The sequence below is a fragment of the Pseudonocardia sp. ZF1 genome (assembly GCF_056835605.1).
In genome coordinates this window covers 1,080,491-1,095,770 of the sequence record NZ_JAJNBY010000001.1, presented here as the reverse complement: position 1 = coordinate 1,095,770, position 15,280 = coordinate 1,080,491, and the positions used below count along the sequence as shown (strand labels likewise).

Here is a 15,280-nt window from a genome sequence, read left to right as displayed (position 1 = left end):
GGGCACGACGGTGCGGGAAGGCCCGTTCACCGTAGCCCGACCTGCAGCGCGTCGCCCATGACCCGCACCGCGAACGCGGGCAGGCTCACAGCGTCGCCGTCGTCGGCCCCGGCCAGGCAGCGGCCGTCGCGCAGGGCGAAGACCTGCTTGTGGAGCGGTGAGGCGACGGTCGGTTCGCCGCCGCGGTCGCCGACGATGCCGCGCGAGACGACCGCGGCCCCGGTGAACGGGTCGATGTTGTCCAGGGCGTACACCGAGCCGTCGGCGAGACGGAACAACGCGACCTGGGTGTCGCCGAGGAGTGCGGCGACACCCCGGCCAGGCTGCAGCCGGTCCACCGGGCAGACGGTGAGCCAGCCGGTGGGCTCGGTCCCGGCCGGGGCGGGCGCGGTGGTCGTGGTGGTCGCGTCGAGCCGGGTGGTCATCGGGAGGACACCTCCGGGAGGCCGATCAGGACGGGCTCGTCGGGACGGCCGGGGGCCGGGACGTTCTGTCCCCGCTCCTCGACGAACCGGACGGTGGGGTCGGGGGAGTCGGGCGCGTTGACGAAGGAGACGAACCGCTCCAGCTTCTGCGGGTCGGCCAGGACGCCGGCCCACTCGTCGGCGTAGGAGTCGACGTGACGGGCCATCGCGGCGTCGAGCTCGCCGCAGATACCGAGCGAGTCGTCGACGATCACGGCGCGCAGGTGGTCCAGCCCGCCCTCCATCGCCTCGATCCACGGCGCGGTGCGCTGCAGCCGCTCGGCGGTGCGGACGTAGAACATCAGGAACCGGTCGATCGTCCGGACCAGCGTCGCGGTGTCCACGTCGGACACGAGCAGCTCGGCGTGGCGCGGGGTGAAGCCGCCGTTGCCGCCGACGTAGAGGTTCCAGCCGTGCTCGGTGGCGATCACGCCGAAGTCCTTGGACCGGGCCTCGGCGCACTCGCGCGCGCAGCCGGAGACGCCGGACTTGAGCTTGTGCGGGCTGCGCAGCCCGCGGTAGCGCAGCTCCAGCTCGACGGCGAGGCCGACCGAGTCCTGCACGCCGTAGCGGCACCAGGTCGTGCCGACGCAGGACTTCACGGTGCGCAGCGACTTGCCGTACGCGTGCCCGGACTCGAACCCGGCGTCGACCAGGCGGCGCCAGATCGCCGGCAGGTCCTCGACGCGGGCGCCGAACATGTCGATCCGCTGTCCACCGGTGATCTTGGTGTAGAGCCCGTAGTCGCGGGCGACCTCGCCGATGACGATCAGGCCCTCGGGGGTCACCTCGCCACCGGCGATCCGCGGCACCACCGAGTAGGTGCCGTTGCGCTGCATGTTCGCGAGGAAGTGGTCGTTGGTGTCCTGCAGGGTCGCGCGCTCGCCGTCGAGGACGTGCTCGTTGTAGAGCGTCGCGAAGATCGACCCGACGACCGGCTTGCAGATGTCGCAGCCCGACCCGCGGCCGTACCGGGAGATCAGCGCGGAGAACGAGGTGATGCCCGCCCCGGCGACGATCTCGAAGAGCTCGGCGCGGGAGTGGTCGAAGTGCTCGCACAGGGCCTTCGAGACCTCGACGCCCTGCTGGGCCAGGATCCGGGCGAGCGCCGGGACGCACGAGCCGCAGGTGGTACCGGCGCGGGTGCACGCCTTCAGCTCCGGCACTGTGTGCGCACCGTCGGCGATCGCCGCGCACAGCGTGCCCTTGGTGACGGCGTTGCACGAGCAGATCTGGGCCGAGTCCGGCAGTGCGGACGCGTCGGGCTCGGCGCCGCCCTTGGAGATGAGGGTGACCGGGTCGTCGGGCAGCCGGGACCCGACCAGCGGGCGCAGCGCGCCGTAGCGCGAGGCGTCGCCGACCAGGACACCGCCGAGCAGGGTGGACGCGTCGTCGGACACGACCAGCTTGGAGTAGGTCCCCTCGACCGGGTCGTTGACGACGATCTCCAGCGCGCCCTCGGTGACCGCGTGCGCGTCGCCGAAGCTGGCGACGTCGACGCCGAGCAGCTTGAGCTGGGTGGACATGTCCAGCTCCTCGGGCGTCATCCGGGCCTCGCCGCCGAGCAGCCGGTCCGCGACGACCTCGGCCATCGCGTAGCCGGGGGCGACCAGGCCGTAGGTGCGGCCCTCCAGCGCGGCGCACTCGCCGATCGCCCAGACGGCGTCGTCACGGGTCCGGCAGCGGTCGTCGACCCAGACGCCGCCGCGCTCGCCGACCGGCAGGCCGCAGTCGCGGGCGAGCTGGTCGGAGGCCCGGATGCCGGCGGAGAACACGACCAGGTCGGCGTCGAGCTCGACGCCGTCGGACAGCGTCCCGACCAGCCGGCCGCGGTCGGTGGACACCGCGGCCAGCGACACCCCGGTCCGCACGGCGATGCCCTGCGCGGTGACCAGCCGCTCGAGCAGCGCGCCGCCGCCCGCGTCGACCTGCACCGGCATCAGCCGCGGCGCGATCTCCACGACCTGCGGGGACAGCCCGAGCAGCCGCATCGCGCGCGCCGCCTCCAGGCCCAGCAGCCCGCCGCCGACGACGATCGCCGACGGCCGTCCCCTGCGGCCCGGGTCGTCGGCGGCGGCCGCGGCGGCCGCCTTGATCGCGTCGAGGTCGTCGAGGGTGCGGTAGACGAAGCACCCGGGCAGGTCCTTGCCGGGGACCGGCGGGACGAACGGGTAGGAGCCGGTGGCGAGCACCAGCGCGTCGTAGGTCAGGGTGCGGCCGGACGCGGTGGTGACGCGGCGGGCGTCGCGGTCGACCGTCGCGACGGCGTCACCGAGGTGGTAGGTCACCAGCGGGTCGCCGCGCAGCTCGTCGTCGTCGAGGCGCAGCTCCTCCTCGGAGCGTCCGTCCACGTAGGAGGACAGGGCGACCCGGTCGTAGGCGCGGCGGGTCTCCTCGCCGAGGACGGTGATCTCCCAGTCCCCGGCGGTGTCCCGGTCCCGCATCGCGGCGACGAGGCGGTGGCCCACCATGCCGTTCCCGACGACGACCAGACGACTCATGCTCTGCTCCTTCATGCCGCGCTCTCCTGCGGCGGGTCGATGTCGGCCAGCCAGTCCCGGATCCCGCAGACGACGTCGCGGCAGCTCCCGCAGCCGGTGGCGGCCCGGGTGCGCCGCGACAGCGCGTCGACGTCGTGGGCGCCCGCGCGCCACGCGGTGACCAGCGCGTTCTTGGTGACGCTGTTGCAGCGGCAGACCACGGCACTTCCCGGCATCCGGACCGGGTCGGTGGCGGGCGACGTCTCGCCGGGCAGGGCCCGGCCGAGCAGCAGCGCGAGCCGGTCGGAGGGAGCGGGGGCGCCGGAGTCGTAGAGCCCGGTGATCATGGCGGCGGCGTCGGGCAGTCCCATGAGGACGGCCCCGACGACGCGGTCGTCGCGCAGCGCGAGCACGCCGTAGCGGCCGCGGCGGGGGTCGGAGACACGCAGCTCCTCGTCGCCCGCGGTGGGGTCGCCGAGGGCGGCGAGGTCGATGCCGCGCGCCTTGAGCCGGGTGACCGGGCGGGTGCCGCGGTAGCGCGCGGCCGGGTCGGTGCCGGTCAGCAAGTCGGCGAGGACGGCGGCCTGCTCCCAGCCGGACTGCACGAGCCCGCCCGGGGCGCCGGCGTGCTGCGCGCAGTCGCCGAGGGCGTGCACCCGGCCGTCGGCGGTGGCGAGACGGTCGTCGACGAGGATCCCCCGGTCGACCGCGAGCCCGGCGTCGGCGGCGAGCCCGCTGTTCGCGCGCACCCCGGCGGCGACGACGACGTGGTCCGCGGCGATCCGGGAACCGTCGTCGCAGTCCAGGCCGGCCTCGGGGTCCCAGGCCTTGGCGCCGACACCGCAGCGGACGTCGACCCCGAGCCCGCGCAGCGCGGTCGCGAGCACCTCACCGGCGCCCGCGTCGAGCTGGCGCTCCATCAGGTGGGTGCGCGGGTGCACGAGGGTGACGGCGACACCGCGTCCGGCGAGCCCGCGGGCGGCCTCGACCCCGAGCAGCCCGCCCCCGACGACGGCGATCCGCGCGCCCGGCGCGGCCGCGTCGAGGATGCGCCCGCAGTCGTCGAGGTCGCGGAACAGGCTCACGCCGCGGGCCGGGACCTCCGGGGCCCCGGGGTCGGCGAGACCGTCGACCGGCGGCAGCCAGGCGCGGCAGCCGGTGGCGAGGACCAGCTCGTCGTAGGGGTGGACGGTGCCGTCGTCGGCGTGGACGACGCGCGCGGTCCGGTCGAGCGCCGTCGCCGCGACGCCGGTGTGCAGGGCGATGCCGTCGACGACGGGCAGCGCGACCATGGCGGGCCGCAGCCCGCCGGCGAGCACGGTGGACAGCAGCACCCGGTTGTACGCGGGGCGGGACTCCGCGCCGAGGACGGTGAGCGTCACCCGCTCGCCGTCCGGGTCGCGCCGGCGGACCTCCTCCACGAAACGGGCGCCGACCATGCCGTGCCCGATCACCACCACGCGCCTGCTCATGACACCGACGGTAGGAACGGGGGGTTACGGGCAGAACGCCGGCCATTGCACGGGCGTTACGAGGTCCTCATTCTCGGCGGGCGCCCTCCGTGAGCCGGGACCTCGCAGCGGTTCCTCCCCCCTCGCAGCCTCTGCAGCGTGTGCGAGGTGGGGTGGGACCGTCCGAGGTGCGCCTGCGCAACGGCCGCGGAGCCCACCGTCCGCGCGGTGATCCGCAGAGCGCGCGGTGATCCGCTGCTCGCGCGTGTCCCGACGCGCGCGAGCAGCGGATCAGCGCGCGGACCGACCCGCGCCGGTGGGGCTCAGCTCGGCGGCGGTGCCGGTCCCGGATCCGTCGGACGGGTCCCGGTCCGTCGAGGCGGGTTCCAGCCGCACCGCGGCCACCTTGAACTCCGGCATCCGGCTCACCGGATCCAGGGCAGGGTTGGTGACGTTGTTCGCCGCCCCCGCCCCACCGAAGTGGAAGGGCAGGAACACCGTGTCCGGGCGCAGCGAGGCGACACAGCGGACGCGCGCCGTCGTCGTCCCGCGCCGGGACACGACGTCGGCCAGGTCGCCGTCGGCGAGACCGTGCCGGGCGGCGGTGTCCGGGTGCACCTCGACGAACACCTCCGGCGACACCTCCGCCAGCTCGGCGACCCGGCGGGTCTGCGCACCGGACTGGTAGTGCACCAGCACCCGGCCGGTCGTCACGTTCAGCGGGAACCCGTCGTCGACACCCTCGTCCGGTTCGACGTGGTCGACCGGCAGCATCCGGGCGCGTCCGTCGGGGTGGCCGAAGCGCTCGGTGAACAGCCGCGGGGTCCCGGGGTGGTCGTCGGCGGGGACCGGCCAGTGCAGGGCCTCGCCCGCGTCGAGCCGGTCGTAGGACACGCCCGCGTAGTCGGCGATCCCACCGGCCGAGGCGCGCCGCAGCTCGTCGAACACGGTCCGCGGATCGGCGGGGAACTCCCCCGGCGCGTCGAGGGCCGCGGCCAGTCCGGCGATCACCTCGAGGTCGGTGCGCACCCCGGGCGGCGGGGCGAGTGCGCGACGGCGGCGCAGGACCCGTCCCTCCAGGTTGGTCATGGTCCCCTCCTCCTCGGCCCACTGGGCGACGGGGAGCAGGACGTCGGCGCGCAGCGCGGTCTCGCCGGGCAGCACGTCGGCGACGACGAGCAGGTCCAGCGCGTCGAGCCGCTCGGCGACGGCGCGGGCGTCGGGCGCGGAGACGAGCACGTTCGAGCCGAACACCAGCAGCGCCTTCGGCCCGCCGGGGCGGCCGAGGGAGTCGAGGAGCTCGACGGCGCTGCGGCCGGGCCCGGGGATCGAGGGCTCGGGCACCCCCCACACCCGTGCGACGTGCGCGCGGGCGGCCGGATCGGTGATGTGCCGGTAGCCGGGGAGCTGGTCGGACTTCTGTCCGTGCTCGCGCCCGCCCTGGCCGTTGCCCTGCCCGGTGATCGTCCCGAACCCGGATCCGGGGCGGCCGGGCAGGCCGAGCGCCAGCGACAGGTTGATCCACGCGGCGACGGTGTCGACGCCGTGCGCGTGCTGCTCGGCGCCGCGCGCGGTGAGCACGTAGCGCCGCATGGACTCCGCGAGCCAGCGCACGACGGTGCGCATGTCGATGGCGGCGACGCCGCAGACCCGCTCCGCGCGCTCGGGCCACCACTGCGAGGCGATCGCCCAGACGTCGTCGAAACCGGTCGTCCGGTCGTCCACGTAGGACAGGTCGAGGTGCCCGTCGACGACGGCGGCGTGCAGCATCCCCAGCGCCAGGACCAGGTCGGTGCCCGGGCGCGGCGCCAGGTGCAGCCCGCCGGAGGCGAGCGCGCGCTCCGCGGTCGGGGTGCGCCGCGGGTCGACGACGACCAGGCGCGCGCCGGTCAGGTGCGACATCAGGGGCGGCATGGTCTCGGCGACGTTCGCGCCGGCGAGGACGACCAGCTCGGCGTCGTCGAGGTCGGTGACGGGGAACGGCAGCCCGCGGTCGACGCCGAAGGCCCGGTTGCCCGCGGCGGCCGCCGAGGACATGCAGAACCGTCCGTTGTAGTCGATCTGGCTGGTGCCCAGCGCGACCCGGGCGAACTTCCCGAGCAGGTAGGCCTTCTCGTTGGTCAGCCCGCCCGCGCCGAACACCGCGACCGAGTCGGGCCCGTGCTCGGCACGCAGCGCGGCGAGCCGCGCGGCGACGCCGGTGAGCGCGTCGTCCCAGCCGGTCTCGGCGAAACCGGCCGTCCGCGAGGTCCTGACCAGCGGCGACGTCAGGCGTTGCGGATGGGTGAGCAGAGCGCCGGAGGTCCAGCCCTTCTGGCACATGCCCCCGGCGTTGGTCGGGAAGTCACGGGCGTCGACCTCGCCGGACGGGCCGACCCACTGCCCGCACTGCAGGGCGCAGTACGGGCAGTGGGTGGCGGTCCGGTCGTCCGGACCCACGGCTCAGACCCGGGCCATCGCGGCGGCCTCGGTGCTCCCGACCAGGGCGGCGCGCGGGCGCAGGTACACCGCCCAGGTGACGCCGATGCAGAGGACGTAGAACGCCAGGAAGCTCCAGAACGCGGGCGTGCCGGACTGCACTGTCATGAACGACTGGCGGAAGGCGAGGTTGATGAACAGCCCGCCCAGCGCCCCGACCGCGCCGGCGATGCCGATGACCGCGCCGGAGAGCCGTCGCGCGGTGTCGAACGAGGTCCCGCGGTCCGCGCCCCCGGCGATCGCGACGCGCGCCCGCCCGGTGAAGATCGCCGGGATCATCTTGTAGGTCGACCCGTTGCCGACGCCGGACAGCGTGAACAGGGCGATGAAGCCGATCGTGAACAGCGTCAGCGACTCGATCCCCGAGGCGAAGATGATCACCAGCGTGGCGACGGCCATACCGACGAAGTTCCACAGCGTGACGACCGCACCGCCGAACCGGTCGGCGAGCTTGCCGCCGTAGGGGCGGATCAGCGACCCGATGAGCGGGCCGATGAAGGTGACCGCGGCGGCCTGCAGCGGCGTCCGGTCGAACTGGTTCTGCAGGACCAGGCCGAAGGCGAACGAGTAGCCGATGAACGACCCGAACGTCCCGATGTAGAGGAACGACATGATCCAGGTCTGGCGGTCCCGGCAGGCCTCGGTGAAGGCGCCGGTGTCGTTGGACATCGCGGCGATGTTGTCCATCCGCTTCCACGCCAGGAACGCCGAGATCACGATGAACGGCAGGTAGACCGCCAGCAGCACCCGCGGGGAGCCTGCGCCGAGGGTGGCGATCACGAGCAGGCCGAGCAGCTGCGCGACCGGCACGCCGAGGTTGCCGCCGCCGGCGTTGAGCCCCAGCGCCCAGCCCTTCTCCTTCTCCGGGAAGAACGCGTTGATGTTCGCCATCGACGACGCGAAGTTGCCGCCGCCGACTCCGGCGACCGCGGCGACGACCAGCAGCGTCGTGTACGACACGCCCGGCTCCAGCACGACCATCGCCAGGATCGTGGGCACGATCAGCAACGACGCCGCGAAGATCGTCCAGTTGCGGCCGCCGAAGCGGGCGACGGCGAAGGTGTAGGGCAGCCGCAGGATCGACCCGACCAGCGTGGGTACGGCGACCAGGAAGAACTTCTGCGCCGCGGTGAACCCGTACTCGGGCCCCATGAACAGCACCAGGACCGACCAGATGGTCCAGATCGAGAAGCCGATGTGCTCGGAGAAGATCGACTGCCACAGGTTGCGACGGGCGATCGCCGAGCCGGTGCGCTGCCAGAACCCCTCGTCCTCGGGGTCCCAGTGGTCGATCCAGCGGCCGCCGATGCGGCGCCCCGGGGCAGAGGTGGTGGTCACGGATCGGTCTCCTGATCGCCGGCGGTCACGTCGTCGACGACGCTAGGGACCCCCAGTTTCCGACGGGTGGCCCCGTGTGACACCCCCGCAACGCTTGTCTCACACGGGTGTCGCGACGGCTGTGAGCCGCTTCGGCGCATCGGGACGCCGAGCGGGGCGTCGCAGAACGCGCCGCCCACCCGGTGGTGCACCGGGTCGGCCGGGGACGCAACGGCGTCCCCGTGTTCCCCGCGGCGCCGGTGAGCGGCGGCGTGCCGGGAGCGGCCCCGTCAGAGCCGGCGGCTGACCAGGCTCGCGACCCGCTCGATCCCGGTGAGCGACTCGGTCGTCGCGTCAGGGTGCTGGGCGTGCAGGGCCAGCCGGTAGAGCACCGCCCGCAGCAGCGACTGCGGCCACTCGGGCAGCTCCGACCAGCGCTCGATCAGCTCCTCGTCGGCACCGCCCCAGGCGACCGCGTCGACGACGACGACCGCCGCCGCCCACTCCGCGGGCCGCCAGAACGGCACGAGGTCGAGCACCGCGGGCCGCCCCGTCGGGTCGAACAGCATGGCGCCGAACAGCTCGCCGTGCACGACCTGCGGGGTGAGCCGGATCGTGCGGCGGTGCGCGGCGAGCTCGGCGAACAGCCGGCCGCCGGTCTCGGGGTGCAGGTCCAGGCGGCGCTCGCCGAACGCAGCGGCCGCGGACCGGGACAGCAGGTCGTCGCGGTCGTCGAGCAGGCGCGGGCGCAGCACGGTCGCGGTGGCGGCGTGCAGCCGCAGCGACGCGGCGACGACCTCGTCGTGCCGCGGCTCGGGGACGCCGGGCACGTGCCGGGACGCGGCCCAGCCGCCCACGACCCACCGGCCGTCCGAGCTGCGGACGGGGCGGGCGAGGCGGACGCCGTCGACCTCGAGGTTCTCCAGGACCGTCGCCGACCAGGCGGCGACGACGTGGTCGGACACCGGCCGCAGCAGCACGTCGCCGCACTGCCAGGCCCGCTGGCCCGCCCACACGACGGGACGGGGGGACGTCTCGCGCACGCCGAAGGCGGTGCGGACGTGCTCGGGCAGGACGCTCGCGGCCGGCGCGGTGGCGAGCGTGCGGGCAGCGGTCACAGCGGGGACGGTACCCGCGTCACCGGCCCGCGTTCGTCGCGCCACGCCCGAACCGCGCGACGCGCCACGACCGATCGGGTGAACGGTGGGCCGGTCGGGGCCGGTGGGGCGGGGCGGGCGGGGCCGTCGGCCGGGCGAGGCGGTCGGTCCCGTGACACGGCCCGGTGACACGGCCGGCCCGGGTGACCGGCCGTGGGAGCCGGCCACCGCGGGCGACACCGTCAGTACCAGGAGCTGCCGCCGCCCGAGTCCGACCCCGAGTCCGACCCGGACGACCGTGAGCCGGAGTCCGAGGACGAGGAGCGGGAGTCGTCCGAGCCGCTGCTCCGCGACGACCCCGAGTCCGACGACCCCGAGTCCGAGGAGGACGAGGAGCCCGAGCCGGACGACCGGGACGACGACGAGCCCGAGTCCGACGACCGGGCGGACGAACCGGAGTCCGAGGACCGGGACGACCGCGACCCCGAGGATCCGGAGTCGGAGTCCGATCCGGAGGAGCGGGAGCCGGAGGACCGCGAGTCCGATCCCGAGCCGTCGGAGGAGCCGGACGAGCCGCCGGACCGGGCCCCGGAGGACCCGCTGCGCTCGGCCATCTGCTCCGCCGCCTGCCGGTCGGCCTCCGCCAGCACCGGCGCCGCCGCCTCCCGCCCCATGGCGGACTCGACGTAGGACCCGGCCACGGCGCTGACGATGCCGCCGGAGCCGCGGCTCCCGCCGGACCCCTGCGCTCCCGAGCCGGAGCGCTCCGTGCCGGGGCTCTCCGCCGGGGCGGTCGACGCGGGCGGGCTCGCAGGGGACGCGGCCGCGCGCGGCGAGGACTCCTTCCGCGGCGCGGGGTCCTTCCGCGGCGCGGGGGCGGACCGGGCGGGGGCCTCGTCGGAGGGACCGGAGGAGCCGGCGTCCGAGCCGCCGGAACCCGAGCCGGACTTCTTCCCGGTCAGCCCGCCCGCGACGTCGTCGACACCCCGGCCCAGCGATCCGGCGGTGTCCCCGACGCCCTGCGCGGCCTCGCCGACGCCGTTTCCGACCTTCTTCACCGAACCCTCGGACGACGCCGGTACGACCTCGGCCCGGTCGGCCTTCTTCGCGGCGCCCGAACCCGCACCCGAACCCGCGCCGGAACCCGCACCGGAGCCCGCGCCGTCGCCGGGGCCCGGCTCGCCGCCGGTCAGGCCGGCGACGTTGTCGGCGGCACCGGACACGGCGCCACCGAGCTTCTCCCCCGGACCCGCGTCCCGGCCGGGTGTGCTGCCCGGCCCGCGGGCCGAGGCGCCCTCCGGCCCCTCGGCCCGCGGCCGGGTCTCGTCCAGCGGGCCCCGCGGGTCGGGCGGGCCACTGGTGCCGACGTCGTCGCGCTCGCGGTCCCCGGCGGTCTCCCGGCCCCCGGCCAGGACCTCGGGGTTGCGGCGCACCCCGGACGGCTCCGGGTTGGCGGGGTCCTCGCCGCGGGCGAGGGCCAGCACGTCGTCGGAGACCTTCTCGGTCTCGTCGCCGTCGCCGGGCAGCGGGGCGGTGCGGGCCCGGTCGATGCCGTCGTCGATGGCGGCCAGGCGCTCCGCGCAGGCGTCGCGGTTGCGGGCGCGCAGGTCGCGCTGCTCCTCCAGCGAGGCGGCCGCGGCCATCTGGTCGGGGGTCCGACGGGTGGCCGGCGGCAGGTCGGCGACGATCCGGTCCATCTCGGCGAGCTGCTGCTCGGCGGCGGCCAGCGCGTCCACGGCGTCCTGCCGGGAGGTGTAGACCTGCAGCTGCGACTGCAGGGCGGCGCGCTGCTGGAGCAGGGTGTCGCGCTGCTGCTGCAGCTTCGCGACCGCGGCCGGGGTGCGGTCCGACTCGGGCGCGGACGCCTGCCAGGTCCGTTCGCTCGCGTTGAGCGTCCCGAGCTTGTCGTCGAGGGCCGCCAACGCGATCCGGGCCTGCCCGGCCCACTGGTCGGCGCTGCGGTCCTGCGGCGCCGGCTTCCCGGTCACCGCCGGGGAGGTCGTCAGCGCGTACCCGCCGAGGAGCACGGCCGTCGCCCCGATCAGGGCCAGCGTGCGCCGGTGCCGCAGCGGGCTGCGCGGGGCACGCAGCGGTCCGGGGCGGTCCGGGCCCGCCGACACGGCCGGGCGCGCCACGACGGGACGGCGGGTCGCCGTACCCCGCCCGGCGGGCACCACGCGCCCGTCGGCCTCGACGGCCTCGGGCTCACGCAGCCACGGCAGCGTGTCGGCGAGCCGCTGGTCCCCCGCCGCCTGCGCCGCGGCCCGGCGGACCTGGCGGGCCGCCAGCCGGTGGGCGGCCGAGCAGTAGCGCCGCTGTGGACGGTCGCCGGACACGTCCCCCGCGGGCTCCAACGGTGCGTCGCACCCCTGCAGGGCGCATGTGCGCAGCGAGTCGTCCACCGAGCGTCCTCCCGATCTTGGTGATCGCGTGCATCCCCATGTCGCGGCGATCGGTGCAGATGTTTCGCCCAACGGGCCGATCACAGGGGTGAACGGACGATGTTCACTCGGACGGTCGTGCGCGATCGACGAGCGGTCACCCTGTGCCACACCAGGAACGCCGACGGCCGCCGTCCCGGGTGTACCGGTGACGGCGGCCGTCGGTGTAGTGCGGAGCCGGTCAGCCCATGATCAGTAGGTCGGCTGCGACGGGTCGATCTGCTTGACCCAGGACAGCACCCCGCCGCCGACGTGGACGGCGTCGCGGAACCCGGCCTTGTGCAGGGCGGCGAGGGCCTCGGCGGACCGGCCGCCGGACTTGCAGTGCAGCACGACCGGCTTGTCCTGGGCGATCTCCGCGAGCGCGGCGCCGGACAGGATCCGGTCCTTCGGGATCAGGACCGAGCCCGGGATCCGCACGATCTCGTACTCGTGCGGCTCGCGGACGTCGATGAGCTGGAAGTCCTTGCCCGCGTCGATCATCTGCTTGAGTTCGCCGACGGTGATCGTGCTGCCGGCGGCCGCGTCCTGGGCCTCCTGCGTCACGGTGCCGCAGAACGCCTCGTAGTCGATCAGCTCGGTGATCTTCGGCGTCTCCGGGTCCTTGCGGATCTTCACCTGGCGCCAGGTGGTCTCCAGCGCGTCGTAGATCACCAGACGGCCGAGCAGCGGCTCGCCGATGCCGGTGAGCAGCTTGATCGCCTCGTTGACCATGATCGAGCCGATCGACGCGCAGAGCACGCCCAGCACGCCGCCCTCGGCGCAGGACGGGACCATCCCGGGCGGCGGCGGCTCGGGGTAGAGGTCGCGGTAGTTCAGGCCCTGCCCGTTCGGGGCGTCCTCCCAGAACACCGAGGCCTGGCCCTCGAACCGGAAGATCGAGCCCCAGACGTAGGGCTTGCCGAGCAGCACCGCGGCGTCGTTCACCAGGTAGCGGGTGGCGAAGTTGTCGGTGCCGTCCAGGATGAGGTCGTAGTCCCGGAAGACGTCCAGCACGTTCTCGCTGGTGAGGCGCTCGTTGTGCAGGCGGACGTCGACGAAGGGGTTGACCTCGCGGATCGAGTCGCGGGCCGACTCGGCCTTCGGGCGGCCCACGTCGGACTGCCCGTGGATGACCTGACGCTGCAGGTTCGACTCGTCGACGACGTCGAACTCGACGATGCCGAGGGTGCCGACGCCCGCGGCGGCCAGGTACAGCAGGGCGGGCGAGCCGAGGCCGCCCGCGCCGACGACGAGCACCTTCGCGTTCTTCAGGCGCTTCTGCCCGTCCATCCCGACGTCGGGGATGATGAGGTGGCGGCTGTACCGCTCCACCTCGTCCTTGGTGAGCTCGGCTGCCGGCTCCACCAGTGGCGGTAGCGCCATCTCGTCCACTCCTCGCGGGTTGCGTACGGGTCTCAGGGCGTCTCAACGCGCCTCGTGCGCGTCATCTTCCCGCACCCGCCCCGACCGGTACCGCGTCCCACAGCGCGGCGACGGCGTCGGCCACCGCCGCGGGCCGCTCGATCTGCGCGACGTGCCCGGCACGGGGCAGCACCAGCAGCCGCGCCCCGGGCAGCGTGGCCGCGGTCCGCGCGGCCAGCCGCGGGGACACGATGCGGTCCTGCTCGCCCCACACCACCAGCGACGGCACCCGCACCCGCGCCATCCGGCGCCAGATCTCGCGTCCGGCCCACAGCCCGAGCAGACCGCGGGTGGCGCCGTCGGTGGCCGCGCCGGCCCAGGGCAGCGTCGCGCGGTGCTCGTGCTCGGAGACCAGCTCCTCGAGCCGGCGGGCGGAGCCGCGCTGCGGGTCGGCGAAGCAGACCTTCACGATCCGCTCGGCGCGGGCCCGCAGCGGCTCCTCGGCCAGCGCGCGCCGCGCGCCGCGCCCGAGCAGCGGCACCATGGCCAGCGCCATCCGCGGGTCCGACAGGCGTCGCGGGTCGGGACGCCGGTCCGGCACCGCGGGCGAGACCAGGGTGAGCGTGCGGACGAGCTCGGGACGGCGGGCCGCCACCGTCGTCGCGATCACACCGCCGAGGGAGTTGCCGACCAGGTGCACCGGGCGGTCGCGCCCGGCCAGCCAGCACAGCAGCGCGTCCGCCATGCCGTCCGGGCCGAAGTCGGCGACGGCGGTCGGCTCGGACAGCCCGAACCCGGGCAGGTCGACGGACAGGCCCGCCGCCCGCGGCGCGAGGAGCCCGGCGAGGTCGGTCCAGTTCGTGGCCGACCCGGCGAGCCCGTGGACGTAGACGGCGTCGGCGTCGCCGGAGCCGGGGGTCTCGCGCACGTGCAGGGTGACCCCGCCGGAGGTGACCGCGCGGCCCGGCCACGGCGGGCGGTCCGCCGAGGCCCGGTCCGCGTGCGCTGCTCCCGACGCACCCGGGGACGTCCCGGCACCCGACGCCGTCACCGGCGCGGGCACGGTGACGGGCGGGTGAACGGACATCGACGGGGCGGCGACCATCCGACCAGCATGACGTGTCGTGCGCGCCACCCGCCGCGCCGGGTGATCCCCGTCTCGCTGTGATCACCGTCCGCATCCGGGCTCCACGGAGCGCAACGAGATCGTCCCCCGGACGTTGTACCCCGTGGACGACGAGACGGAGGAGGTGGGCATGGGGCGGATCGCGGGATCGGCCGCGGCCCGGCTTGCCGGTTTCGGCGCCGCGTCGGTGCTGGTGTTCACCGCGGCCTGGACGGCGGGCGGTGCGGTGGGCACCCTCTCGGCGACCCCGGCCGCCGACACGCGGGCCGGCGGCGACCCCGGCGACGAGCGCGGCGACGACGGCGTCCTCGCGGCCGGCCTGGCCACCGGCGACGCGACGACCGGCGCGGGCGGCGTGCTCACCACCGCGGCCGGCTACACCCTGACCCCGGTCGGGACCGTCCACCCCTGGCGCGAGCCCACCGAGGTCGCGTTCACCGTGACCGGTTCCGACGGCGCCCCGGTGACCCGGTTCGACGCCCCGTCCGACGGCTCCGGGGTCATGGACGTCGCCGTGCTGCGACGCGACGTCGCCGGCTACATGCGGCTGCGCGCCACCCAGGGCCCCGACGGCGTGTGGCGGGCGCCGGTCCGGTTCCCCGGCCAGGGCGTGTGGCGGCTGTACGCCGGGTTCACCCCGACCGGCGGCCCGCACCTGGACCTCGGGGCCGACCTGCACGTCCCCGGTACCTACGGTGCCTTCACCTTCCCGTCCGAGAACCGGGCGGGGCTCTGCGGGGGCAGTGACCAGCAGGTCCGTCTCGACGGCGCCCTGGTCCCCGGCGGGGAGTCCCGGCTGTTCGCGACGGTGGGGCGCGACGGCACCCCGGTCACCGACCTCGAGCCCGTCGACGGCGGCGCGTTCGGCCGGATGACCGCGGTCCGCCAGGGCGACCTGGCCCGGTTCCCGGTCCGTCCCGAGATCACCGGCGCGGCCGCGACCGACCGGTCCGGCCCCGGGGTGGCGTTCGCGGTGTCGGTCCCCGCCCCGGGCAGCTACCGGCTGTTCCTCGACTACCGCTCCGGCGGTGTGCTGCGGTCGTGCGAGTTCACGCTCCCGACCGCCCCGGGGAGCTGACGGC

The 15,280-nt window shown here is 75.3% G+C and carries 10 protein-coding genes; 1 reads left to right on the top strand and 9 read right to left on the bottom strand.

What is annotated here, in order from left to right:
- Positions 1-26: 26 nt before the first annotated feature.
- From nirD to ZF1_RS05530, 9 genes are all read right to left on the bottom strand, one after another.
- Positions 27-425 carry a nitrite reductase small subunit NirD gene (gene nirD / locus ZF1_RS05570; RefSeq protein WP_482636652.1) on the bottom strand — a complete coding sequence of 133 codons (399 nt, stop codon included), beginning with the start codon at positions 423-425 and terminating at the stop codon, positions 27-29.
- Positions 422-2,965, bottom strand: coding sequence for a nitrite reductase large subunit NirB (gene nirB / locus ZF1_RS05565; protein ID WP_482636651.1), 2,544 nt, complete (start codon positions 2,963-2,965; stop codon positions 422-424). The genes nirD and nirB overlap by 4 nt, the downstream gene beginning before the upstream one ends.
- Before the next feature lie 11 nt (positions 2,966-2,976).
- The gene (locus ZF1_RS05560; RefSeq protein WP_405419090.1) at positions 2,977-4,416 is read right to left on the bottom strand and encodes an FAD-dependent oxidoreductase; all 1,440 of its coding nucleotides are present in this window, start codon (positions 4,414-4,416) and stop codon (positions 2,977-2,979) included.
- Positions 4,417-4,686: 270 nt separating this feature from the next.
- The gene (locus ZF1_RS05555) at positions 4,687-6,834 is read right to left on the bottom strand and encodes a molybdopterin oxidoreductase family protein (RefSeq protein ID WP_482636650.1); all 2,148 of its coding nucleotides are present in this window, start codon (positions 6,832-6,834) and stop codon (positions 4,687-4,689) included.
- Between the two features lie 3 nt (positions 6,835-6,837).
- Complete coding sequence (locus tag ZF1_RS05550; protein ID WP_224403460.1) at positions 6,838-8,211, bottom strand: nitrate/nitrite transporter; 1,374 nt, start codon at positions 8,209-8,211, stop codon at positions 6,838-6,840.
- A 269-nt stretch (positions 8,212-8,480) separates the two neighbouring features.
- Positions 8,481-9,308 (bottom strand): TIGR02569 family protein, encoded by an 828-nt coding sequence (locus ZF1_RS05545; RefSeq protein WP_083474553.1) that lies wholly within the window; start codon positions 9,306-9,308, stop codon positions 8,481-8,483.
- Positions 9,309-9,529: 221 nt separating this feature from the next.
- Positions 9,530-11,689: a hypothetical protein gene (locus tag ZF1_RS05540; RefSeq protein ID WP_482636649.1), complete on the bottom strand. Its 2,160-nt coding sequence runs from the start codon at positions 11,687-11,689 to the stop codon at positions 9,530-9,532.
- A gap of 231 nt (positions 11,690-11,920) precedes the next feature.
- Complete coding sequence (moeZ, locus tag ZF1_RS05535) at positions 11,921-13,093, bottom strand: adenylyltransferase/sulfurtransferase MoeZ (RefSeq protein ID WP_482636648.1); 1,173 nt, start codon at positions 13,091-13,093, stop codon at positions 11,921-11,923.
- A 61-nt stretch (positions 13,094-13,154) separates the two neighbouring features.
- On the bottom strand, positions 13,155-14,159 hold the full coding sequence (locus ZF1_RS05530) for an alpha/beta fold hydrolase (protein ID WP_482636647.1): 1,005 nt from the start codon (positions 14,157-14,159) through the stop codon (positions 13,155-13,157).
- 142 nt (positions 14,160-14,301) lie between these two features.
- Here ZF1_RS05530 and ZF1_RS05525 point away from each other — a divergent pair, with 142 nt between their 5' ends.
- Entirely contained in the window at positions 14,302-15,276 is a 975-nt protein-coding gene (locus tag ZF1_RS05525) for a hypothetical protein (RefSeq protein WP_482636646.1), read from the top strand.
- Positions 15,277-15,280 lie beyond the last annotated feature (4 nt).

Bases quoted from the DNA above. Each gene is read 5' to 3' on its own strand.
- nirD (WP_482636652.1), bottom strand. From the start codon at position 425: ATGACCACCCGGCTCGACGCGACCACCACGACCACCGCGCCCGCCCCG.
- nirB (WP_482636651.1), bottom strand. From the start codon at position 2,965: ATGAGTCGTCTGGTCGTCGTCGGGAACGGCATGGTGGGCCACCGCCTC.
- ZF1_RS05560 (WP_405419090.1), bottom strand. From the start codon at position 4,416: ATGAGCAGGCGCGTGGTGGTGATCGGGCACGGCATGGTCGGCGCCCGT.
- moeZ (WP_482636648.1), bottom strand. From the start codon at position 13,093: ATGGCGCTACCGCCACTGGTGGAGCCGGCAGCCGAGCTCACCAAGGAC.
- ZF1_RS05530 (WP_482636647.1), bottom strand. From the start codon at position 14,159: ATGTCCGTTCACCCGCCCGTCACCGTGCCCGCGCCGGTGACGGCGTCG.